The organism is Streptomyces sp. NPDC001407 (assembly GCF_042895325.1).
Taxonomy (GTDB): domain Bacteria; phylum Actinomycetota; class Actinomycetes; order Streptomycetales; family Streptomycetaceae; genus Streptomyces.
Genome location: NZ_JBIAWF010000002.1, coordinates 83,208 through 104,554, shown reverse-complemented (window position 1 = coordinate 104,554; position 21,347 = coordinate 83,208). Strand labels below are relative to the sequence as shown.

Annotated in this window: 12 protein-coding genes; 3 read left to right on the top strand and 9 right to left on the bottom strand. The window is 71.1% G+C overall.

Annotated elements, in window-relative coordinates; translation table 11 throughout:
- Positions 1–34: 34 nt before the first annotated feature.
- The 9 genes from ACFY1P_RS03970 to ACFY1P_RS03930 all read right to left on the bottom strand — a co-directional run bounded on the left by ACFY1P_RS03970 (position 35) and on the right by ACFY1P_RS03930 (position 16,919).
- Positions 35–1,771 (bottom strand): hypothetical protein, encoded by a 1,737-nt coding sequence (locus tag ACFY1P_RS03970; protein ID WP_361520880.1) that lies wholly within the window; start codon positions 1,769–1,771, stop codon positions 35–37.
- Positions 1,772–1,880: 109 nt separating this feature from the next.
- A complete protein-coding gene (locus tag ACFY1P_RS03965; RefSeq protein WP_361520877.1) occupies positions 1,881–2,996 on the bottom strand; it encodes a M91 family zinc metallopeptidase in 1,116 nt (371 codons plus the stop codon).
- A gap of 141 nt (positions 2,997–3,137) precedes the next feature.
- Positions 3,138–4,814, bottom strand: a complete 1,677-nt coding sequence (locus ACFY1P_RS03960) for a hypothetical protein (protein WP_390749597.1) — start codon at positions 4,812–4,814, stop codon at positions 3,138–3,140.
- A 100-nt stretch (positions 4,815–4,914) separates the two neighbouring features.
- Entirely contained in the window at positions 4,915–5,997 is a 1,083-nt protein-coding gene (locus ACFY1P_RS03955; protein WP_361520871.1) for a hypothetical protein, read from the bottom strand.
- The gene (locus tag ACFY1P_RS03950) at positions 5,949–6,905 is read right to left on the bottom strand and encodes a hypothetical protein (protein WP_361520868.1); all 957 of its coding nucleotides are present in this window, start codon (positions 6,903–6,905) and stop codon (positions 5,949–5,951) included. The genes ACFY1P_RS03955 and ACFY1P_RS03950 overlap by 49 nt, the downstream gene beginning before the upstream one ends.
- A gap of 220 nt (positions 6,906–7,125) precedes the next feature.
- Positions 7,126–8,655 carry a hypothetical protein gene (locus ACFY1P_RS03945; RefSeq protein ID WP_361520866.1) on the bottom strand — a complete coding sequence of 510 codons (1,530 nt, stop codon included), beginning with the start codon at positions 8,653–8,655 and terminating at the stop codon, positions 7,126–7,128.
- Between the two features lie 32 nt (positions 8,656–8,687).
- Positions 8,688–12,158, bottom strand: coding sequence for a hypothetical protein (locus tag ACFY1P_RS03940; protein ID WP_390749596.1), 3,471 nt, complete (start codon positions 12,156–12,158; stop codon positions 8,688–8,690).
- Positions 12,155–14,371: a hypothetical protein gene (locus ACFY1P_RS03935; protein ID WP_390749595.1), complete on the bottom strand. Its 2,217-nt coding sequence runs from the start codon at positions 14,369–14,371 to the stop codon at positions 12,155–12,157. The genes ACFY1P_RS03940 and ACFY1P_RS03935 overlap by 4 nt, the downstream gene beginning before the upstream one ends.
- Positions 14,372–14,378: 7 nt before the next feature.
- Complete coding sequence (locus ACFY1P_RS03930) at positions 14,379–16,919, bottom strand: DUF6603 domain-containing protein (RefSeq protein WP_390749594.1); 2,541 nt, start codon at positions 16,917–16,919, stop codon at positions 14,379–14,381.
- 530 nt (positions 16,920–17,449) lie between these two features.
- Here ACFY1P_RS03930 and ACFY1P_RS03925 point away from each other — a divergent pair.
- The 3 genes from ACFY1P_RS03925 to ACFY1P_RS03915 all read left to right on the top strand — a co-directional run bounded on the left by ACFY1P_RS03925 (position 17,450) and on the right by ACFY1P_RS03915 (position 21,117).
- Entirely contained in the window at positions 17,450–18,940 is a 1,491-nt protein-coding gene (locus ACFY1P_RS03925; protein ID WP_361520854.1) for a M28 family metallopeptidase, read from the top strand.
- Between the two features lie 182 nt (positions 18,941–19,122).
- A complete protein-coding gene (locus tag ACFY1P_RS03920; RefSeq protein ID WP_390749593.1) occupies positions 19,123–20,163 on the top strand; it encodes a hypothetical protein in 1,041 nt (346 codons plus the stop codon).
- A gap of 213 nt (positions 20,164–20,376) precedes the next feature.
- Positions 20,377–21,117: an alpha/beta hydrolase gene (locus tag ACFY1P_RS03915; protein ID WP_390749592.1), complete on the top strand. Its 741-nt coding sequence runs from the start codon at positions 20,377–20,379 to the stop codon at positions 21,115–21,117.
- The last annotated feature ends 230 nt before the right edge of the window (positions 21,118–21,347 follow it).

Below are 21,347 nucleotides of genomic sequence, written 5' to 3'. Positions count from 1 at the left end.
CGGTGTGTTTCCTTTCGGGGGAGGCCGCGGGGTTTCAGTCCGTGACGACCAGGACCGCCCGCGCCCGACGGGCGTCGGTGGTCAGGACCAGGGAGGCGGCGCCGGCCGCCGTCGGCGCGGTGTACCGCAGCGCGACCTTCTCGACGGCGGGCAGCAGGTTCGGCAGCCCTGCCGGCGGCGAGTCCGTCGTGGGCAGCAGAGGGGCGAGCGCCTCGCCGAGCGTGATGCCTTCCTGGGCGGCCCAGGTCGCGGTCCAGCTCGTCGCGTCCGGATCCTTGTCCGCCACGAGGTCCAGTTCCATCAGCGACGAATCCGGGCCACTGAGCAGGAGCGAGCCGGTGGCCTCGACGTCGGCCGGGCCGTCCCCGGTGCTGATCCGCGTCGTGAGGTGGGCGCGGGCCCGCAGCCCGCCGGGCAGCGGGAACTCGGCGGACCCGGCCGCGGCGAACAGCCGTCCGGAAGGCGTGGGGACGACCTCGAAGCACAGCTCCCGCAAGGTCAGCTCCGCCAGGGAGGCGGGCAGGCCGCTGCCCATGGTCCGCTCGGTCCAGGCGCTGATGTCGCGGAAGGCGATGCGGTCCGCCTCGACGGTGAGCCCCCAGCCCTGGGCGCTCCTGCCGGCCTTCACCCCGATCCGGGTCCCGCCCACGACGAGCGTGCCCGCCAGGGTGACCTCGAGCGCCCGGTCCCCGCCGCCGGACACCAGGACCGTCTGGTCCTCGATCTGTATACCCGCGATCTCCAGAGGGCTCAGGAGCGCTCCCGCGACGACGAAGGCGCCGTCCCGGAGGTCGCACAGGAAGGAGAGCCGTCCCACGCCGTTCTTGTCGAGGCCGGTGGTGGCCTGCTCGAAGAGACCGCTGCCGTCGGCGAGTTCGCCGTGCGCCGTCAAGGCGGGCAGGTCGACCGCGACGTCGCTTTCCAGGCCGCCCACGGACAGGTGCGCGCTCAGCTCGACCGACAGCCCTCCCCAGCCGTTCTGCCGGGCGGCGGAGTCCAGGAAGATCCGCGCCCGGACCCGGCTCAGCGTCACGCCCGCCAACAGCGGCCATTCGTGCGCCAGGTCGACCTCGAGTTCTCCGGTCACCCGGCCGTCCCCGGGGGCGTACGAGACGGTGACTTCGCGGAGCGCGGGCAGTGCCGAGGCGAGGAGCCCCTGCCACTCCGCGGGGAAGTGCTCGGTGACGGCGTCCGCTCCCGTGCAGCCCGGCAGGTCCGCCACGTACCGCAAGGACGGCAGCGTGAGCCCGTCGGGGAAGCGGGCGGACACCGTGAAAGCACCCTCGTGCACGGCGGCGAGGAACAGCACCGGCTCGTCGAGGCCGGGCAGTTCCCACCGGGCTCCCAAGACGACGGGTATCCGCTCCTGGCCCGTTTCCTTGTTCGTATGCGGGGTCGCGTCGAGCACGACGACGGGCGACTGAGCCCCCAGAGCCCGGAGCGGGCTCAGGTCGTGCGTGGGGAAGGGTTCGGGCAGCCGCCACTTCGGGGCGTCCACGACCAGGATGAATCCCACGACCGTCCTGGCCGAGGCGTCGGCCAGGAACTCCGCCACGGCCGGGCACGGCTCCGGACCGAGGGCGGGCACGGTGCAGTGCCCCCGGACCGTCATGCTCTCCGCGCTGAATTCCACGTCCGAGAAGCTCAGTTCGGCGGATCCGAGATACGTGGAGAACGCGCCACGGACCGCGGGGTCGGTGAACTCCTCGGCCTGGAGTCGCAGACTTCCGGTCCGTGCTCTTTCAGCGATTTCCTCAACGGACAATGGCATTGCCGAATCCCGTCCTCGATGTTCTGTGGTCACTTACGGCCGCCCACTCGACGAACGGAGGCTGGGCGGCGTGGGCGGGCGATGTGGTTCCGCACGCCGGGCGGCGAGGTCAGGCATAGATCTCTTCGCTGATCCTGATGACAGCGGGGCCGTTACCGGGGTCGGCCACGGGCGGCTGCGGGCGTGCGAAGCCCAGCACAGGCGCGGGGCCGTCGGGAGGCGTGACGATGTGCCTGGCCCGTTTCTCGTGCTCAGCGTCGAGTTCCTGCCGGACGTGGGGCTCGGCCGCCCCGCGATCCGCGAAGAAGCCGGCCGGCTCCTTGACGAAGCGGGCGAAGTGCCTCGCAGTGAGGCTGCTCTTCACGAGGGCGAGGTCTCTGAACACCGCGTCCCCCTCGGGTCGCTTCCAGCCCGGTTTCCAGATGCCCGCAGCTTGGTCTCCCTTCGCCAACGGGCCGTAGGAGGGCCGCGCGGCGAATCCGAGCTCCTTGACCAGCCGCCGCTCGCTGATGTCGAAGAGCTCCACGCGCTGCGTGCGTATGCGCTGTGCTCGCGCCGCTTCGACGGCGTCGAGGGGGCCGGCCAGGTGGCGGTCGACCGCTTCGATACTCCGCAGTTGTCCAGGGGTGTTGCGCAGGACCTTCTGCCCCGTTCCGGCGTCGGTCGTGGTACCGAACAGCCACTCCAGAGCGACGGGGTTGCCGTGGGTCACGATCTCTTCGATCGGACTGGTGTCGAACGCGAGAGCACCGTTGAGGAGTCCCGCCAAGTACGGCTGCTCCTCCTCGTTCGCCTCCATCGACCCGGCGACGATGTGGGCCGCGTGGATCAGTTCATGGCCGAGGACGACCTCGGGCGCCAGAACGACCCTGTCCTGGACAACGCCGAAACGCGGATTGAACTCGACGTACGAGAAGTAGCCGAGGCCGGTGCGGGCGATGTGTGTCTCGTCGGTGAGGGTGCGGGTATCCGCGGCGGAACTGCCACCGCGGGAGAGAATCACCGTCGCGATGCTCGCGGGGGAATTCCCTGACTCGTACTGGGCGGTGAAGGCGGATTCGCCGAACCCTTCAGGGCCGGGCAGGGGAGTGGTCTGCCCGAAGAAGTCCACCAGGCGCTTCCCGGCGGGAACGGCCTCCAACCGGGACAGGAGGTCGTCCACGTGGTCCAGGAACGCCTGGTCGAGAGGGCCTGCCGGGTGCGACAGCATGGTGGTGCGGGCCACGGAAGTGACGGCGATTCCCGGGCGGAGTTCCACGGCCGGGCAGGAACCCCGCGTCCCCATCGTGATCCGCATACGCGCGGGGGACGTCCCGGGGTTGGAGGGGAGAGTCACTGGATGCTCCGAATGCGAGGAGGTGGTCGGTCAGTCGCGGTGGGCGTCCGCGAGCAGGGCGGGCGTCGTTCCGGACGGCATCGTGGCGAATACGGCACGCACGGTTCCGGCGTCCGCGGCGACGACGACACCGCCGTCCCCCGTCATGAGGTCGAGCCGGGTGACCTCGGGCAGAAGGTTTCGTACGGAGTCGTCGACTGTCCCCCCGAGCCATTCGACGAGATCCGTCACGAATACCGCCGCGTCGCCCTGCCAGGAGGCCCGCACACGGCCTTCTGCCTGTGCCTGGAGCTCCAGGACCATGGGCTCGGCCGCCGTCGGCAGGTCGATGGACAGCGTGGCCTTCAGGTGCCCGGCTTCCGAGCCGATGCCGCCGGCAGCGCTGATCGTGAGGTCTGCCTTGCGGCTGCCGAGAGAGAACAGGCTGTCGGCGGAGAGCTCGAAGGCGCCATCGGTCCTCCGGGTCACGGACAGGTCGTCGAGGACGACGCCTCGCAGGAATTCCGGCGCTGTCACTCCCATGTGTTCCGCAAGCCAGTCGACGACCGAGGCGAAGTCCACATGGCGCACCGAGCCGGCCAGTTCCCACCGGCCGTCCGTCGTACGGGCGGCGACGGCGCGGACCCGGGCGGATCCGATGGCCAGTTCGCCGAGGACCCGTACATCCGGAGCTCCCTTCCCATGGCCGGCTATTTCGAGGGAGGCGTTCTCCAGGGCGAAGTCCGAACCGGTTGCTGCGGGCGCCGAATAGCCGAGAGCGAGGGCATAACTTCCCTCCCGCAGATTGGCCCTGACCGTGGCGTGGGCGACGGGAAGACTCTCCAGGCCGCTCCCGGCGGCGAACGCGGCAGGTGTTCCGTTGTCCGGGAAGGGGCCGGCCGCCTCGGCCGTCAGCTCCAGCTCCGGAACCGTGACGGTTCCGCCGAGGGTGTAGCCGTGCACGCCGATGCCGGCATGCAGAGCGGCGCGGGTCCGCACGGGGCCGCCCTCGGGAAAGGTCAGGGTGAACTCCGCCTCGACAGTGGTGAGTTCCGCCGTTCCCGGGATCACCGGCACATGATCGGCCACGCTCACCCGCAACCAGACGCTACGCAGCCGTCTTTGGCCGGTATCGGCGACCACCTGGATCTGCCGTATCCGGGGAGCGGCGACGGGTATCTCTGCCGGAAGGGCGAAATCGGCACCCGAACCGAACGGCAATTGAGCGAGATCGGCGAGGGCGGCCAAGGGCAGTCCCTCTTCCGGTGCCAGTGAGGCGGTGACCGTCGACGCCCCGGAAGGGGCGACGTCGAACTCCCACTGCTGATGGTCCGCGCCGATTCCCGGCAGGCGGACCACGCAGCGGGACGTGACGGCCGTGCCGCCGTCCTCGGACAGGCCGAGGGTGAGGAAGGCGTGCAGCCGCCCCGCCTTCCACGCGGTGCCCAGGAATCCCAGGTCGAGGTCGAGATCGCCCAGCCGGAACCGCCAGTCCGGCAGTTGCGCGTCCAGCACGACGGCGCTCACGTCCGTTCCTCGGGCATCGCCGAGGAAACGCAGGGTGCAGGGCAGATCGGCGCCGTGGCGAGCCAGTGTCAGCCGGCCGCTGACGGTCAGCGCTTCGAGGTCCACCTCGGGATCATGGATGGTCAGAGCGTCCGTGAAGAGATAGTCGTCGAAGAGTTCCAGCGCGTTCTCATGCACCAACTGCTCTGGGGTGAGCGTCAATTCTCCTTTCGCGCCGGTGAGAATTGTCCGGACCTGCGCCATCGACAGGGACACACTTCGCCTTTCGCTTCTGCATACTTTTCCGCGCCGTGCGCGGCCGTCAACGGGCCCACTGGGGAACGATCGGAGTCACCTCTGCCGGAGTGCCGAACGGATGGCTGGGGCTCGCCTGGCCCTGATCCGGCCAGAACTCCTTTTCACCGCGCCATCCTCGGGGTGCGGTGAACTTCGGGGAGCCAGGGGTCCAGGGTGCTTCGTCAAGTTTCGTCCAATACCCGACGAGCCCTGTCCAGCGTGCCGCTTCGTCTGCGAACGGGTTGTACCGGAACCCCCTGTCGAACCCCGGGAATCCTTTGCGCCGGTCCGGCTGATGCTTGACGTAGTCCCTTCCCGAGGACCACGCGTGCTGCTTGACCGGAAGGCGGCCGTCGGGTCGTTCGGAGTAGGTGAAACGCAGCGTGATGTCCACCTGGCACGCCTCCAGGATCCGTTGCGGGGGGATGTGCCACGGCGCGTCCCACTCGGTGGCTTCCTTCACCAGATTCCGGGCCCGGCCTCCGGCATGGGCGCGCCGCCCGGGATCGAGCACATTGCCTTCCATGCTGACCAAGTACCTGGACGGCTTGATCACGTACAGCCACTTCGTCAAGTAGGTGCCATCCCGGTCCCTGGCCAGCTCCCGTGCGATCTTCCGCAGTTCGGAGAGCTCCGCCTCGCTGTGGTACCCCTTCTTCTCGAGCTCCTGGACGGCGAGTCCGGCATTGAGGTCGGATTCCCTCATCGTCTTCAGCAGCCCGCCGAGCTCCCAGCGGACGAACATCTTCATGGCGGTGTCGGAATCCCGCGCCACGCTGACGAATCCGCTCTTTCTGCTGAAATTCTTCCAGTCCGCGAGGTGGCCCGGGATGTCGTAGTAGGTGTCCCAGCCCGTAAATCCGGTCTTGAATATCTCTTCCGGCCCGCGGCTGTCGATCCGGTACACCCAGTCCGGCACCCTCCTCGGCACGTACGGAAAAATGGGGAGCAGCTTCTTCTGACTGCCGTTCGGCATCTGCGATCCTGATTCGGGAAGAAGGTGGACGAGTTCGCCGCGGCGAGCGGGAACGAACCGGTGAACCGGCTCTTTGCCGGGAGTCAGCCGGAGAGGCTCGCCGTCGGCGACGGCCGAGAACCGGCGGCCCATGAATCGACGGAGGTGAAGGTGAACCGGTCCCTCTGCTCCGCCTCGGCGGCGGACGCCGTTTCCGCCGACGAGCCCGACAACAGCACAGCGGCGCTGGCGTGTCCGGTGGCCGAGCCGCTCTCCGAGTCGTACGGAGTGTGCTCCCGCACGAGCGAGTACCGGTGGTTCCCCTCCGGGCCCCAGGGCCACTCGTAGGCGCCGTCGGCCGATGGGTGTCCGAGCACGAGCAGCTGTCCCTGGGGTGCGAGCGGATGACCTATGGGCCCGTCCACGGCATCGGCCGGGAACGCCTCCGCCTGAAGGCCGGCTGCGACGGAGCCCGGCACATCGCCGAGGAAGACGACGCGCAACGAACCGTAGACCAGCAGGAGGACGCACCCGTTGGCATCCGCGTCGGGCGATCCCGTATTGCCGGTGGAATTCGCCGCGAGCACGTAGAGCCGCATTCCGCCGAAGGAGACGACCGGCGCGCTCGATCCCCGGAAGGACGGGGGAAAGGTGCGCGCGCTATTGCCCACCAGCCAACGGTGAAGTTCCGCTCCTCCCTGGAGACCGGCGTACTGCCGCAGTTCTCCGCCACAGGAAACCTGCCCGATCTCCAGCCCCCGGGTCACCGGGAGCAGGGCGTTGCAGTGGGAGGAGTCAGGGTGCGTGAGGAACACGTGGTCGATGCGCGTCCGCCCGGCGAGGGCCCGCCGCACGGTGGCGCGCATCTTCTCGGTGGTCTCCTGTGCCCCGCGGGAATTCCCGCAGTCGATCATCACGGTCGGCGGCGCACCGGCACGCTGATCGTCCGCTTCGGGGAAGGTGATGACAGCGCAGGTCGTGTCCTTGGTGTCCGTGAGCACGATCCGGCCCGGCTTACGGGCAGGAATTCCGTCCGTCAGCGGCCCGTGGTGGGGGCTCAAGTTGTTCTCCTTCGGGGGCACATGGTCGGGGGGTGCCGGGGGGTTCTCGGGCCGGGACAGGAGGGGAACTGGGCCGCGCGCAGGACGCGGAGCCGTGGCGAGCACGTTCGGACCAGGGGCGTGCCTGGTTGCCGGACGTACGGACCGGGCACGGCGTGTGCTGTGCCGTGCCCGGCCGTCCGGTTCACGCAAGGAAGGTGTGGTCCGTCGGTGACCGGTGTCATCCGGAGAGGACGGGGAAGAAGTACGCATCGGTGGTACCGCCGCCGCTGCCCTCTTGCCAGATCATGTACTTCTGCCCCTTGCGCAGGGGGACGGTCGCCGAGGAACCCTTGAGGTCCGGGGCGTTTCCGTAGTCGATTGTCGCGGCGCCCACGACTTCCCAACCATTGCCGTTGTCAATGCTGACGTAGATGGTCCTGGTGGCGTGGCTCCCCAGAGTCCTGGCCCACAGGAGCAGCAGGCCGTGGGACGACGCCGTGCGTTCCGTTCCGTCGAAGGCACCGGTCAGCTTCTCCGGGGTGCCGAGGAGGGTGTTGAGTTCGGCGCGATCAGCGGAGAACTTGCCGCGGATCCAGAGGTCACCGTCGGCCATGCCACTGAAGTTCGTCGAGCCGACGAGCGCCTTCTCGGTCACGGCGAGCTTCTTCGTCTCGACATCGTTCTGTGCGGTGAGCTTGCCCTTCACGGTGACGTCCGCCTCGGCGGTAAGGCTCCTCTTCGCGAGGATGGCATCGCCTACTGTGAGCGTGCCCTCTCCGCCGTACACGGTTCCGTAGAAGTGGCTCTCCTTTTCCACTTCCACCATTCCGGAGAAGTGACTGTCCTTCTCCACCCGCACGGCCCCGTCGATGGTGAGGAGCGGCTGTTCGTACTTGCCCCTCCGGCCGCCTGCGGTGATCTTGGTGACGGTCAGCTGCGGGAAGGTGGGCTCTTCGACGGCGACAGCCGTCGAGAGGTGGTGTGTGATCTTGCCGCCGGAGCGGTCCAGCTCCACCTGGACGTGGAAGTGGGTGTCGCGGGTGAGGCCGGTGACGCGGTGCTCCCACGTGCTCTGCTTGCTCAGCGTCGCGGCGTGCTTGCCCCCGTCGTAGTAGACGTCGCAGACGGCGTCCGACGGTGCGGTCCAGCTGAGGACGGCCTCCTGGCCCGGCTTGAGCAGAGTGGCGGGGGTCGAGGAGGGATTGCCGTTGGTGCCGGCCTCGTGGAGGGCGAGGTTGCCGACGACGTCGGCCGTGAGGGCCTCGGCCGACGGGTACTTGGCGAGCGGGAGGACGACCTCGTTGGTCTCCCAGGTCTCGTTGTCGACGCTCACGGTCTCGCGGACGCGCAGCAGGGCGGTGCCCGCGAGGGTGTTGGTCTGGAGGACCTTGAGGCGCAGGAGAAGTCCGTCGGTGGTGAGGGATACGGACTCACCTTTGGTGGGGCGGACGGTGAGCGGCGTGCCGCCGGCGGTGAAGGCCGCCATCTCGTCCTTCGGCAGGGCCAGGAAAACGCCACCCTCGATCTTGCCGACGGTCCACTGGCCGCTCGGTTGGACGGTGGGGGTGATGCTGTGCTCCGCGGGCACCAGGTCCTGGGCGAGGTCGCCGGCGGGGAGCACGACGAGGATCTGCTTGCACCACACGGCCTCGGTGCCCGAGTTGGACACGACGATGTCGATGTGGGCCGGCCGGTCGGTGGCCAGCGGGGCCGGGACCGTGGCCATGCTGTAGGTCAGACGGCTGGTGCCGCCGTACTGGACGCTCATATGAGGCTTAATTCCTTCGGTTCTCGCGGGGTTTACTCGGACGCGGCGTCGTCGGCCGGCGGGAGCGGGCTGCGGGAGGTGAGCAGGCCGGAGCGGAGGACGGGGGCCTGGCCGGTCCAGCGCGGAGTGGTGCTCGCGGCCGAGGTGGCGAAGTGGGCCCAGGTGCCGTCCACGGCACGCTCCGCCCATGTCCACGTCTGGTCGTCGACGGTGCGCACCGGCAGAGCGACGGTTCCCTCCTGAAGGGCGGCCGCCGGGGTGAGCAGCGGTCCGGTGCGCAGGACGGTGCGCATGCGGTTCAGCGGTCCGTCGGTGAAACGGTGGGGGATCTCCAGCGTCGTGGTGGGCAGCACATTGGTGGTGGCGTGCACGGGGGCGTGCGGGTCGACCAGCAGGGTCAGGTGCTGGGGTGCCCCGGCCGTGACACGCAGATGGGTCCCGTCACCGATTGCGGCGATGCGCGGATGCGCGTCGCCCGGCGCGACCACGGTGCGCAGCACGCCGGGCTCGGCGTCGGCGAAATAGCCCACCAGCCCGTCGCCGATGCGCAGTCGCTCGCCCAGGCGCACCGGCCAGGAGTAGCCGGTGAACTCCGGGCTCGGCGGCTCGTGGTCGAAGATGTGCTGCCAGCCCGGGTCGGTGGACGGCGGTCCGTCCAGATCCAGGTGGAGGCGGCAGCGGACGAGGGCCAGCGGGCGCCCGGCCAGCGCGGCCGAGGCGGCACCCGCGGTGGGCACGATGTCCACCAGTGAGGTCTCCAGGAGATCCATGGCGGAGGGCAGCGGACTGCCCTCACCGGTGCCCTGGAACCAGGTGACGAGCGCGTGCAGGTGGGGGAAGGCCGTGCGCAGGGCGTCGAGGTCGGCGGGGTCGGCGCCGGGCAGCGGTGTCCACACCGCTTCCCGGGCCGGCCGGCCGATCCGGTATGCCCAGCGGAGCAGGCCGAGGGCGGTGCCGTCGGGCGCGTACGCCGTGAGCGAGCCGTCGACCGGATTGGGGACGATCCAGCCGGCGAGCGGACTGCCGTCGTCCAGGTGGGTGGCCTGGTGCGTGTCGCGGGCGGCGTCCATGAGGTCCAGCCCGAGGCGCGCGGCCTGCGGCAGGCGCGGCGGCAGCTGGATGACGTGCTCCGGTTTTGTGCCCAGGGCCTCGGCGACGCGCTGCGGACGCAGTTGCTCAGCGACCACGGGGTGCCGGAGGTCGCTCGGCCTGCTGGTGTCCCCCCGGGTGATGACGTCCAGAGCGCGCCCGAAGGAGTCCACCACGGTCAGCCTGAGGAAGCGGAACTGGCCCGCGCGCAGCTGCTGGAAGCCGGAGTCCAGCCAGCCTTCGAAAGGTATGGGCAGGGGGCCCGGGTCGGGGCTGGTGCGGTAGGCGTCACCGATCAGCTCCGCCAGCTCCGGTGGCGCGCCCAGAGGCGGGAAGCCCTGGCCGGGGTCCTGGCCGATGAGCATGTCGCGCAGCCCGGCCAGCGAGCTGGACAGCACGTCCCCGCGAACCGCACGCTCCGCCAGCGCGTGGCAGTGCGGGGCGAGTTCGTGGTCGTCGGGCGCGTACTGCCGGAGCTGGTCGGCCAGGCTCCGCGGCAGATGGTCGCTGAGCAGTGCCCGGCCGGTGTAGAACTTCTTGTCCTGGGGCCGGGGCTGCGGGCAGGAGTAGCGGTCGCCGTCGAACTCCCACTGGTCGTGGGGGAGGGGGTGGTACTCGATCTCCCAGAGCAGGTGGAGGGGGTGCCACGGCTGCGCCCAGGGGTCGTCGCCGAAGGCGGGGGCGGTGCCGGTGCGCGGAGTCGGCACCGCACCCGCGTCCGGCCGGCTGTCCGTCGTGCGCGGCTGCACGGCCGGGCTGTGCGGGTCGAGCAGGAACGCCTCGCGCAGCAGGGCACGGGTGGAGCCCGGCATGACGGAGTGCTCGCCGGCGCCGAGGTCGAGCGTGTTGCACGCGAGATCGGCCCGGTCTGCGGTCAACTCGGAGGAATTGTCGGCGAGTTGTACGGCCGTCACGGTCCGGTCGCCGAACCGGCAGTGCAGCGTCGCGTCGTCCGGGGCGGGCACGGAGCCGGCGCCCTGGAGGACGACGGCGGGATCCAGGGCACGGTGGAAGGGGGACGGGGCCACGCGCTTGAGGTCCCAGCCGGTGGGCAGGCTGTGTGCCTGGGCGTACTGGCGGACCGATTCCGCCAGTTGCGCGGGTGTGTCTCCGCCGGGGAGGGCGGCCCGGAGGCGGTGGACTTCCCGCCGCTCGGCGCGTACGCGTGCTGCGAGGCTGCCTTCGCGCTCGGGGTCGAGTTCCTGCGTCAGCTGCTGGTGACGGTAGCCGCGCGGCAGTACGGGCAGGCCCTGGAGGCGCCACATGCCGTACAGCCTCCGGCGCAGCCCGGCCAGTTCGCGGTCCGCACGGTCGTAGGCGTGCTGCGCCGCGTTCAGGGCGGCCTCGACGGCCCGGGCGCGGCGCTCGTCCTCGGGGGATGCGGCCTTCTCCGAGGTGCTGGGCGGTACCGCGTGCCAGGCGTACGAGGCGGTGCCCTCGCCGAAGCCGGCGCTGAGCAGGATGTCGGCGAGGTGGTGCGTGTTGTCCGGCTCGTCCGCCCGGGCGAGGGTGTTGGACTGGAGCTGGTCGAGCAGCGCGGGCGCGAGGGTGAGGGACGGGGCGGTGGCCGCCTTCCCGGTGGTCAGGGCGGTGAGAGCGGAGCGGGCGCTGTCGGCGACGGCCACCGTCGGGTCGGGCCACTGCTCGCCGGAGGGGTCGTAGTGGGGCAGGACGCTGTGGACGCGGCCGGTGTAGACGGTGCGGGTGCCCGGCGGCGGGACGCCGTCCGCCCGCCACCCCAGAGAAGTCTCCAGGGCCTTGCGTACCCGCGAGTCGGAGAGCGGGTCGTCGGAGCCCGCTGTGTGCCAGCCGATGACCTGGTAGCCCAGGCGGTCGAACCGGTCCGGCAGCTGCGCCAGAGTGTCGTGGAAGGAGAAGACGTTCTGGCAGTGCGGCTGGAACGCGGCGAAGGTAAGGGTTCCCGGGCCGGTCGCGGTCAGGAAGGTGGGCCGGTCCGCCGCGGACTCCGTCCACTGCGCGGCCTCGGTGTGGCGTCCGATCCGGGTCGGGGTGATGTGGCCCCGGCCGGGCCGCAGATAGGGCGCGGTGCCCTCGCGCTTGTCGAGGAAGTCGCTCTCGACGACCCACGCGGCGGTGGCGTACTCGCCCGCGGCCGTGTAGGCGTGCCGGACGACCAGCCAGCGGTTCGGGGCGGGCGGGAGCGTGACCTCGCCGCCGGGCGTGGTCGCCCGGCGCAGGGCCGCCGGAAGCTCCCAGTGCAGATACACGCCGTCATTGGTCCGCTCCCGGGCGAACTCCGTGTCCGTGCCGGCCCAGGGCGACGGCTCCGGGGAGCGGTGGACGCCCAGCATGCGGTAGTCGGGCTCCCACCGGAGGAAGGAGTCCCGGCCGCGCACCTGGTCGTTGACGACCAGGGCCCGGAGCCTGACGGGGACCAGGAGGTCGGTGTTCATCGGGGGGTTCCTTCGAAGGAGAGGGTCAGCTGCTCGGGCGCGCGCACCAGTTGCACGGCGAACTCGGCGGGGGAGAGCGGGGATCCGGGCCTGACGTCCTCGGCGAGGCGGGCCGCGAGCCTGCCGACGTCCAGCACCCGTGCCCCGGCAGGGGTGGTGACGGTCAGCGCGGGATCCGCGCCGACGGGCACCGAGCGGCCCAGCAGCCGGCCGACCTCGCCGGAGGCCAGGCTGCGCAGTGCCACGTTTCCCTCGTCGTCCACGCCGAAGTGCAGCCCCTGGTGCGGTTCGCTGATCGTCAGGCGGTCGGGCATCTTCTCGAAGAGCATCAGCAGGACGTCGGCGCCCAGGGCCTCGCTGCGGACCACCTCGACCGGCACCGTTCCGGAGTCGGCACGAGCCTCGACCCGCAGCGTCGGCCAGCCCGGGACGAGGGCCGAGCGCAGCAGCAGACCGGCGGCGGGCACGGGCCCCTGGCCGTCGAGCAGGTCGTCCAGCTCGGCGTCGGTCGCGGCATCGGCGCCGGGGTGCCGGTCAAGACTGCGCGCGCCGTCGAGCAGGGCCTGGAGCCAGCCGCGGTCGACGTGGAACAGGCGCAGGCTCTCGGGCGGGAGCATCCGCTGATCCGGCACGAGGCAGTCGAACGGCACTCCGCTGAGCGTGCGCAGCTTGGCCAGCCACGCCGCCGCCTCCCGCGCGTCCGGCCGCGGCTGCGGCGCGGAGGAGCGCCGCGGGGCGTCGGGGCGGTACGTGGCGGGGGCCGCGCTCACGGTCCGGGGGCGCGGCTCGTCGTCCTCGGGGATTCCGAAGGTCGCGGCCAGCGCACCGAGGGCGCCGCCGCGCAGCAGCTCCTCGAACTGCTCACGCGGCGTCGGCGCGGGAGCGGCTGCGGGAGTGGCCGCACGGGCTGCCGTGCCGGGAGCCGGTTCGGCGGACAGGCCGCCGTGGAAGAGCTGCCGACGGTACGTCGCGTACTGGCGGTCGGTCGCCCGGCGCAGCCTGCCCTGGTGGCGCAGGCGGACCAGGGTCGTGGCGAAGCCGGGGTCGGCCAGGGCCAGGGCGCGGCCCACGTTCCAGGCGCAGGCGTAGCCGGTGGCGAAGGTGCCGGTGTGCGGCTCGTGGAGCAACAGGCCGTCCGCGTCGGGGAAGTGGCCGTCCGCCGGCCGGGGCAGCTCGGGCGCGACGCGGGGGAGGAACGGGCCGCTGTACCACGCGAGGGCGCGCTCGCCGGAGTCGGTGATGTGGGTCATCGGGACCATGCCCTGCTCCAGCAGGGTGCCCAGCTCCGCCGGCAGCCCGGTGCCCGCGGCGGGGGCCGGGCGCAGCGGGGCGGCACTGTGCTCGCCGTTGCCCGGGGCGAAGCGTCCGGCCAGCCGGCCGAAGCCGTCGCCGGATTCGGCGCAGGAGGTGAACGTCCAGCTGTGCAGGGACACCAGGCGCACGGGCTTGCCGTCGGCCTGCGAACCGGGGTGTGTGTGACCCTCCAGCGAGACCAGGTGGGCCACGTACCGCCCCCGGGCCGCGTCGGGGAAGCGGGCGGTGGTGATGACCGCGTGCGCGTCCTGGACCGCCCGGCTGTCCTGGCCTTCGGCGGGGGCGGCGTCCTCGCCACCCGTGCGGACGTGGGCGAGGAGTGCGAGGGCGGACGGCTCCGGGAGCAGCTGTGCCAGCAGTTCCCGGGGCACGTCGACGACCCGGCAGGGAGTGTCGAGCAGGGCGGGGTCGACGGCGTCCCGGTCCAGGGCGGGCCCGGACACCGCGGCGTCACCGTCGAGGAGTGCGCGTACGGACAGCGAGGCGGTGGTGCCCAAGGCGTTGGGGTCGCCGGGCAGTTCGCCCTCGCCGAAGAGCAGCAGCACGAGCCAGGGAGCCTGGCCGGGTTTCCGGGCGCCGCCGGTGAAGGGATCGCGCTCCCACGGCAGGGCCGCCGCGTTGAGGGTGATGTGCGGGAGCAGACCGTGGAAGGGGCCCTGGCTGTGGGCGACCGGGTGGACGGCGTGCACCCACGCGGGGTCGAGACGGAACTGCGCGGCCCGTACGTCGACGATCTGTTTCACCGGGTCGAGCCGGGCACCCGGCAGGTCCTCGGCGGGGAGCTGCTGGCCGACGGTGATGCGGTAGCGGCCCGCCTCGATGCCGGGCAGCAGGTGGTCGTGGAAGGTGACCGGGGTGTCGTCCGCCGGTGCGGACTGCTCGGTCGGGTGCGTGGTCATGAGGTCCTCACGAGTGGACGAGTCGCAGGGGCGGGGAGGAGAAGGCCGCTTCGCGGGCGTAGCGGTCGAGCTCCGGGGCGGCGTCGAGCCGATATCCGGCAGCGGCCAGGGCGTCGAGCGCGGCCTTGCGCTGCGCGGTCTGCTCGGGTGTGCCGACCCGCAGCGCGCCGGTGTCGGCGCTCTCCTCCCGCTCCCCGCGGACCCCTGTGGGGGCCGCGCCCGGGTCGAGCGGCAGGGTCCCTCCGGGCAGCGGGGCGTGGCGGAGGCGGCCGCTCCGGCTGGACGCGGCCGCTTCGGGCAGGCGCGGCGCCGGGACGGCGATGCGCGCCCCGTTGACCAGGCCGCGGACGAAGGGGTCCGCCCCGAGCGCGTCGTCGGCCTTTCCGGCGCCCCACAGCGCGGTCGGCTGCGGCGTGCGCTGCGCGGTGACCGTCCAGTTCTGCCAGTGCTCTGCGGGCAGTTGGCGCCAGTGGCCGTCCTCGGTCTCCTCCTCGACAGTGACCGAGAGCGTGACGTCGAGGCCGGTCTTGCCCATGGGACGGATGCCGACCTTGGCGGGGCCGTCCCCCGTCTTGTCCACTCCGTTGACCACCAGCGCGGAGGCGGGGAACGCGGTGCCGACAGTGAAGGCGAAGCCGTCGGCGGAGGCCGTCCAGGCACCGGAGCCGCCACCGGACGGTGCGGCCTGCGCGGAGTGGTCGGGGTGGAGTCCGTCGACGGGAGTGAGCGTCAGCGGGCGCTGCGGCAGCAGCGTGCGGAATTGTTCCCAGCCGATGGGCGGCGGCCCGGCCTTGGGCTCGCCGAAGTCGATCGGGATCGAGATGCCGAGCACCTTCACGTGCGCGGTGCCACCGAACGACGGGCCCCACACCGACAGCCGCGCGCCCAGCGACGCCTCGCCGCTCCAGCCGAACAGCAGCCACACCTGGGCGGTGATCTCGGCCCACACGTCCACCTCGTAGTGGAACGGCGCCCACTCGACCAGGGCGTCGAAGCCGACGTCGACCCGGGCCTTGGCCCACGAGCTGTCGTACCGCAGATCCAGGCGGCCGCCGGCCATGACGGCGGAGGGGGTAAGCGCGAAGTAGCTGGTGCCCTTCACCGTCAGCTCGGAGCCGGAGGTCCAGTCGATGCCGACCGGGTCCGCCTGCGGGTAGTGGGCGGGCGGGGCGTAGCGCGGGTGGTAGCCGCCGATGGTGAAGACGAAGTCGCCGGCGTGCTCGCCGTCGCCGAACCACAGGCGCAGCGCCGCCCCGCCGGTCAGGTGCACGGACCGGTCGAGCAGGAAGCTGTCCGGGGCGAGGCGGGCGTCGACGGCGAGCATGTCGGCGGAGCGCCGGTAGACCGCGGAGATGTCCAGCTCGACGCCGGCGTACGGCTCGCCCAGCTTCTTCTCCGGGTCGGGGAACTGGGCCTTGGCCGAGCCGAGCAGCCCCACCACCAGGTCGTCCGGGCCGAACTCGGCGAACGCCAGGGCCTTGCAGTGGACGATCTCGAAGACGTCCGCGTTCAGACCGAGGGCCAGCCAGGTGCTGCCCTCGTGCGGGGTGACCCAGGCGGGGTTGCCGTCGGTCCCCTCGGTCAGCTCTTCGAGTACGTCCAGGGGCTCGCGCGGCTTGCCCTCACCTGCCTCGGCGAGCCCGCGCAGCAGAGGGAAGCCGGCGACCTGGTCGATGGCGGGCACGCGCAGGTCGCTGTTGTAACCGAAGCCCGCCTTCACCGCGGTGACCTTGAAGGCGGGAGGGCCTGCGAATCCGGCCCCCAACTCCGCGTACAGGAAAAGCGACTTGGTTCCGGTCTTGAGGTGCTCATAGGCGCCGATCGCCCCGAAACTGGCGCTCGGAGTCTTGATCAGGGCGCTGCCCTCGATCAGCCGGTCGTAGGGCGAGTCGGCGGTGACCGGCTTGTTCACGAACGCGCCGGATATCTCCAGCGGCGGCTTGCGGAAGGACAGGCTCAGCCCGTCGAGCCGGCCGGAGGGCGTGAAGTCCTTGCCGTCCAGGGGAATGCCCAGACCCAGCCCGTCCACGCCCAGCTCCAAGGGTCCGGCGTGCACCGTGGCGTCGCACAGGACCCAGATCTTCTCGTCCTGGTAGCTCGCACCCAGGCGGCGCAAATACAGCGGGCCGAAAGAACGGTCGAGGGTGACCCACGCGGCAGCCGGAGCCGCCGGGTCGTCGGGTGCGGCCGGCGCCGCCGCTGCCAGGGCGCGTGGCGCGGCGTCGGTCCGCGGTTTCCCGGGATTCTCGGTGGACTTGGCGCCGGCGAGGCGGAACATCAGGGGGGCGCGCTGCTCCCCTCCCCACTCGTAGTCCAGGGCCACCAGGGCGCGCCCGCGGGTTTCCTCGGGAAACGTGGGGTGGGTGCCGTCCAGGCGGGATATCCGGTCGTTGAGTGCTTTCACCTGCTCGGCGGTGAGGGCCTCGGAGGCGATGACGGCCTTCACACCGGTGATGCCGAGGTCGTGGTCGGGGGAGATGCGGTCGCCGACGAGAGGGAGGCCGGAGAGTCTGGCGGCGAGTCGGGCATCGACGAGCAGGGCGAACAAGAGGCACCTTCCGGGCCGGGAACGGGAAATCGGAGGGGAGTCGAAAGGAGGATTACTTCGCGCTCGGGAAACCCAGCAGGTTTCTCACTTCGGGGCAGGGACGTGCCACATCCGGCCGTTTTCCGCGGTGGTTTCGGCCACCACGTTCTCAACTGTGTTCAAGAATCAACCGAATCATTTGTTCAATAGTTGACTGAACTATCGGCGACCGAACACGCGCAAAACGGGTGGTGATGTGGCAACGCCTCAAATCTATGCATACACATGATCCACAATCCAATTGACGGTGTGTGGTGTGCTTCACATTCATCGATCGGCCCGCTTCAGGAACCGTGCGGTGCTTCGCGACGACCGTCAGTGCGATGCCGCCGGAATTTTCACGACGGGATTCCTGAGCTATCGTCAATACGGCGCGGCCGAAGCGGGGTAGGCCATCCGGGCGTCGACTGGTGACGAGCATCAGAGCCTGCTCCCCGCCGGGCCGAAACCGGACCTTGCGGGGGCGCTGAGGCGGACGTGACGATGGCGGCATGACACAGCCGGGCGAGGACGCGGGCAGCAGACACAGCGGTCACGACGGGCACGGCGGACGAGGTACGGCGCGGCGTACGGTGCTCGGCGCGGCCACGGCCGGGGCGGCGGCCCTCGGACTTCCGTCGGCAGCGGCGATGTCATCGGCGGCCGGACCCGCGGAGCCCGGGTCGGCGCGGCCCGGAGAGCCCGCCCGCCACGGGCTCACCGTTCAGCCCCCTTCGCGCGAACTCCGAGCACTGTTACGGGAGATCGACCCGCGCCGCATCGAGGCGACCGTTCGCAAGCTGGCCTCCTTTGGGACCCGGCACACCCTGTCCGCCCAGGACGATCCCGTACGCGGCGTCGGCGCGGCCCGCGACTGGCTCCTCGCCGAGCTGCGCCGCAGCGCACACGCCTCCGGCGGGCGGATGACCGTGGAGCTCCAGTCGTACATACAGCAGCCCGCGCCCCGCGTCCCGGTGGCGACCAGGATCACCAACGTCGTCGCCACACTGCGGGGTTCGGTCACGCCCGACCGGATCTATGTGGTCTCGGGGCACTACGACTCGCGGAACAGCGACCCCATGAACGCGACCGGCGACGCGCCGGGCGCGGACGACGACGCCTCCGGGGTGGCCGTCGTCCTGGAGCTGGCCCGTGTCTTCGCCACCCGGCGGCCGGCCGCGACCGTGGTGTTCGCGGCGGTGGCGGGGGAGGAGCAGGGGCTGTACGGGGCCGGGCACATGGCCCAGACGTACCGCGGCCGGCAGGCCGACGTGCAGGGCATGTTCACCAACGACATCGTGGGGAGCTCGACCGCCGAGGACGGTACGCGCGACCCGTACACGATCCGGATGTTCGCCGAGGGGGTGCCGACCTCCGAGACGCCGGAGCAGGCCGAGGTGCGACGCGCGGTGGGCGGCGAGAACGACTCCCCCTCGCGCCAGCTGGCCAGGTTCGTCCGGGACACCGCCGAGAACGATGCGACGGGGATGCGGGTGCGGGTGGTGTACCGCCGCGACCGCTACCTGCGCAGTGGCGACCACATCCCGTATCTCCAACAGGGCTATCCGGCGGCACGGTTCACCGAGCCCGCCGAGAACTACGCGCATCAGCACCAGGACGTGCGGGTGGTGGAGGGCAAGCAGTACGGGGACCTGCCCGAGTTCTGTGACTTCCCCTTCATCGCCCGGGTGGCGCGGGTGAACGCGGCCGCCCTCTGGTCGCTCTCCCAGGCCCCCGGCACTCCGCGCGGCGCGAGGATCCGCACCGCCGCCCTCGGCAACTCCACCGAGCTGGTGTGGGAACGCGGCCCGGAGCCGGACATCGCCGGTTACGAGGTGGTGTGGCGGGAGACCACCGAATCGGAATGGACCCACGTCATCCCGGCCGGGAACGTGCTCCGGCACACGGTCAACCTGTCCAAGGACAACGTATTCTTCGGCATCCGCGCGCTCAACCACGCCGGCCTGCACAGCCCGGTGGCCTTCTGCGCACCCCAGCCGTGAGGCTCCTCCGGCCGGCTGTCCGGTGGTGGCGGTAGTGGTGCGCACTTGAGCACCACACCACCAGGCCCTGCACCACGACAGGAATCCGGCCGGGCCGATTCCTCTCTTGTGAAGAACCTGGGTGCGCGGGAACGCTGTTGGCCCACACCGCTGGCATATTCAGCCTTCAGGAGGGAACAGCCATGCCCTTCAGACACACCGCCGTCGGCGCGCTCGTCGCGGGTCTCGCACTCGTGGCCGCCCCTACGGCCCCGGCCTCGGCGGCAGCCCCGGCCGATCCGCCGGGCTGCACCCGTACCGCTCTGCCGAGCGGTGGCGTCCACCTCGTCTGTACGGAGGGGCTCCGTTCCTCCGACGGGCCCCTCGACGGCACCGACAAGGCGGACATCATCGAGGTCAGGGGCGGTGATGCCGAAAGCGGCCACCTGTCCGGCGCGATCCACGGGCTCGGTGGGAACGACGTCATCATCGTCGACAGGATCCTCGCCGGCGGCAGCGGAGCCATCGACGGCGGTGACGGAGACGACGAGATCGCCGTGACCGACAAGGACAGGTTCAGCGTCGAGGGTCCTGTCCACGGGGGCGCGGGCGACGACACCATCACCACCGGCGGTGTGTCGTTCCGGGGGCTCATCGACGGTGGCGCCGGGGACGACAAGATCACCACAGGCGGCGTGCACGCCACCACGATCGACGGCGGGGACGGCAACGACACCCTCCGCCTCGACTCCTTCGTCGTACCCGAGTACGACAGCAAGTCGAGCCGTCTCGACGGCGGGTCCGGTGACGACACCATCACGGTCGGGACTCTCGGCGGGCCGCTGCGGGGTGGCCCCGGAGAGGACAGGATCTCCGTGGACAGGATCAACCGCCCGACGTCCCGTCTGCCCAGAACCGTCGTCATCGACGGCGACGAGGGCGACGACACCATCCGCCTCGGGGCGATGGGTGCCACCGAGACGGAGCGCAGCAGCTACATCCGCGGGGGCGCCGGAGCCGACCTGATCGAGGTGCCGTCCGTCGGGGCGAACAGGTCCGCCACGGTCTCCGGTGGCGACGGCGACGACGTCATCCAGGGGCCGGGTGGCACGGCGGCCGTCGTGGGCCCACAGGGGACGGTCGACGGCGACAACGGCGACAACATCTGCCGCATCGACAAGCGCGACGGCGGCACCGTCGCCAACTGCCGGGCGGTCACCGCGGACGGTGACCGCCCGACCTGACCAAGATGCGCGAGCGCCGGAGATCCGGCCGCTCGGAAATCCGTTTGGCGGACCACCGCGACCACTGCTACGTTTCCGGAGGCCGTGCGAGAGAACGAGGAGGTGGTACCCGTGAACGCAGTATCGACATGGGTGCTCTCCTCCGGGGTCACGGTCGGGCGATAGGTCGTCGTCCGGGAGCGCCGTTCCAGTGCACTCCCGAAAGGCACGATCATGCAATTCACTTCTGAACAGCGTCTCGACGACGGCGTCCTCCAGCGCCGGTTCACCCTCGGCGAGATCCCCGGCATCCTGTGGACGCCCGCCTCCGCGTCTGCATCCGCACCGGTCCCGCTGATCCTTCTCGGGCACCCCCCGCTCGGACTGCACAAGATGTACCCCCGGCTGGTGGCCCGGGCCCGGAGCTCAGCAGCGCGGGGCATCGCCGCGGCCACCATCGAGCTTCCCGGGAGCGGTGACCGGCCCCGTTGGGCCGCCGCCGAGCAGGCACGCGCCGACCTGCGCCGGGCCATGGCGGCCGGCGAGCAGGTCGGCGACGAGATCATCGACGCCCTCGTCCTCCCGCTGGTCGAGAAGTCGGTCCCGGAATGGCAGGCCGCCCTGGACGCCCTGCTCCCGCTGCCCGAGATCGGTGGTCCGGTCGGGTACTCGGGTGGAGTGATCTCCATCGGCATCCGGTTGGCGGTGGTCGAGCCGCGCATCGTGGCCGCCGGCTTCTTCGCCGGGAGCCTTGTGCCCGCCGCCATGTTCGAGGAGGCCCGGCGGGTCACTGTTCCGCTGCATGTCCTGCTGCAGTGGGACGATGAAGGGAACGACCGGCAGGCCGCGCTGGACCTGTTCGACGCCTTCGGCTCCAAGGAGAAGACGCTGCACGCCAATATGGGCGGGCACGCGGGCGTCCCGCAGTTCGCAGCGGAGGACGCCGCCGGGTTCTTCGCCCGGCACCTCAAGTGAGGCGAGGCCGTCAGGCCGCCGGCAGACGGTGGGCCGGGGCCGGCCAAGGCAGGCCCCGGCGCCCTTCCGCTGTTCGTGCCGCGGGCCCTTGCCAACTCGGCAGGGGCCCGCGCTGCCCGGCCACTACCCCCTTACTCGTCATCAAGTCGGCGCTTGCGCAACGATTTCGGCTGAGCAGAACCATCCGCACGCCCCCGCGCGTCGTCTGGCGGGAGAGTGGTGGTCCGAGC

What these genes read in the sequence shown, in the direction of transcription:
- ACFY1P_RS03970 (WP_361520880.1), bottom strand. Translation starts at nt 1,771, where the DNA reads ATGCCATTGTCCGTTGAGGAAATCGCTGAAAGAGCACGGACCGGAAGT.
- ACFY1P_RS03955 (WP_361520871.1), bottom strand. Translation starts at nt 5,997, where the DNA reads ATGGGCCGCCGGTTCTCGGCCGTCGCCGACGGCGAGCCTCTCCGGCTG.
- ACFY1P_RS03945 (WP_361520866.1), bottom strand. Translation starts at nt 8,655, where the DNA reads ATGAGCGTCCAGTACGGCGGCACCAGCCGTCTGACCTACAGCATGGCC.
- ACFY1P_RS03940 (WP_390749596.1), bottom strand. Translation starts at nt 12,158, where the DNA reads ATGAACACCGACCTCCTGGTCCCCGTCAGGCTCCGGGCCCTGGTCGTC.
- ACFY1P_RS03935 (WP_390749595.1), bottom strand. Translation starts at nt 14,371, where the DNA reads ATGACCACGCACCCGACCGAGCAGTCCGCACCGGCGGACGACACCCCG.
- ACFY1P_RS03925 (WP_361520854.1), top strand. Translation starts at nt 17,450, where the DNA reads ATGACACAGCCGGGCGAGGACGCGGGCAGCAGACACAGCGGTCACGAC.
- ACFY1P_RS03920 (WP_390749593.1), top strand. Translation starts at nt 19,123, where the DNA reads ATGCCCTTCAGACACACCGCCGTCGGCGCGCTCGTCGCGGGTCTCGCA.
- ACFY1P_RS03915 (WP_390749592.1), top strand. Translation starts at nt 20,377, where the DNA reads ATGCAATTCACTTCTGAACAGCGTCTCGACGACGGCGTCCTCCAGCGC.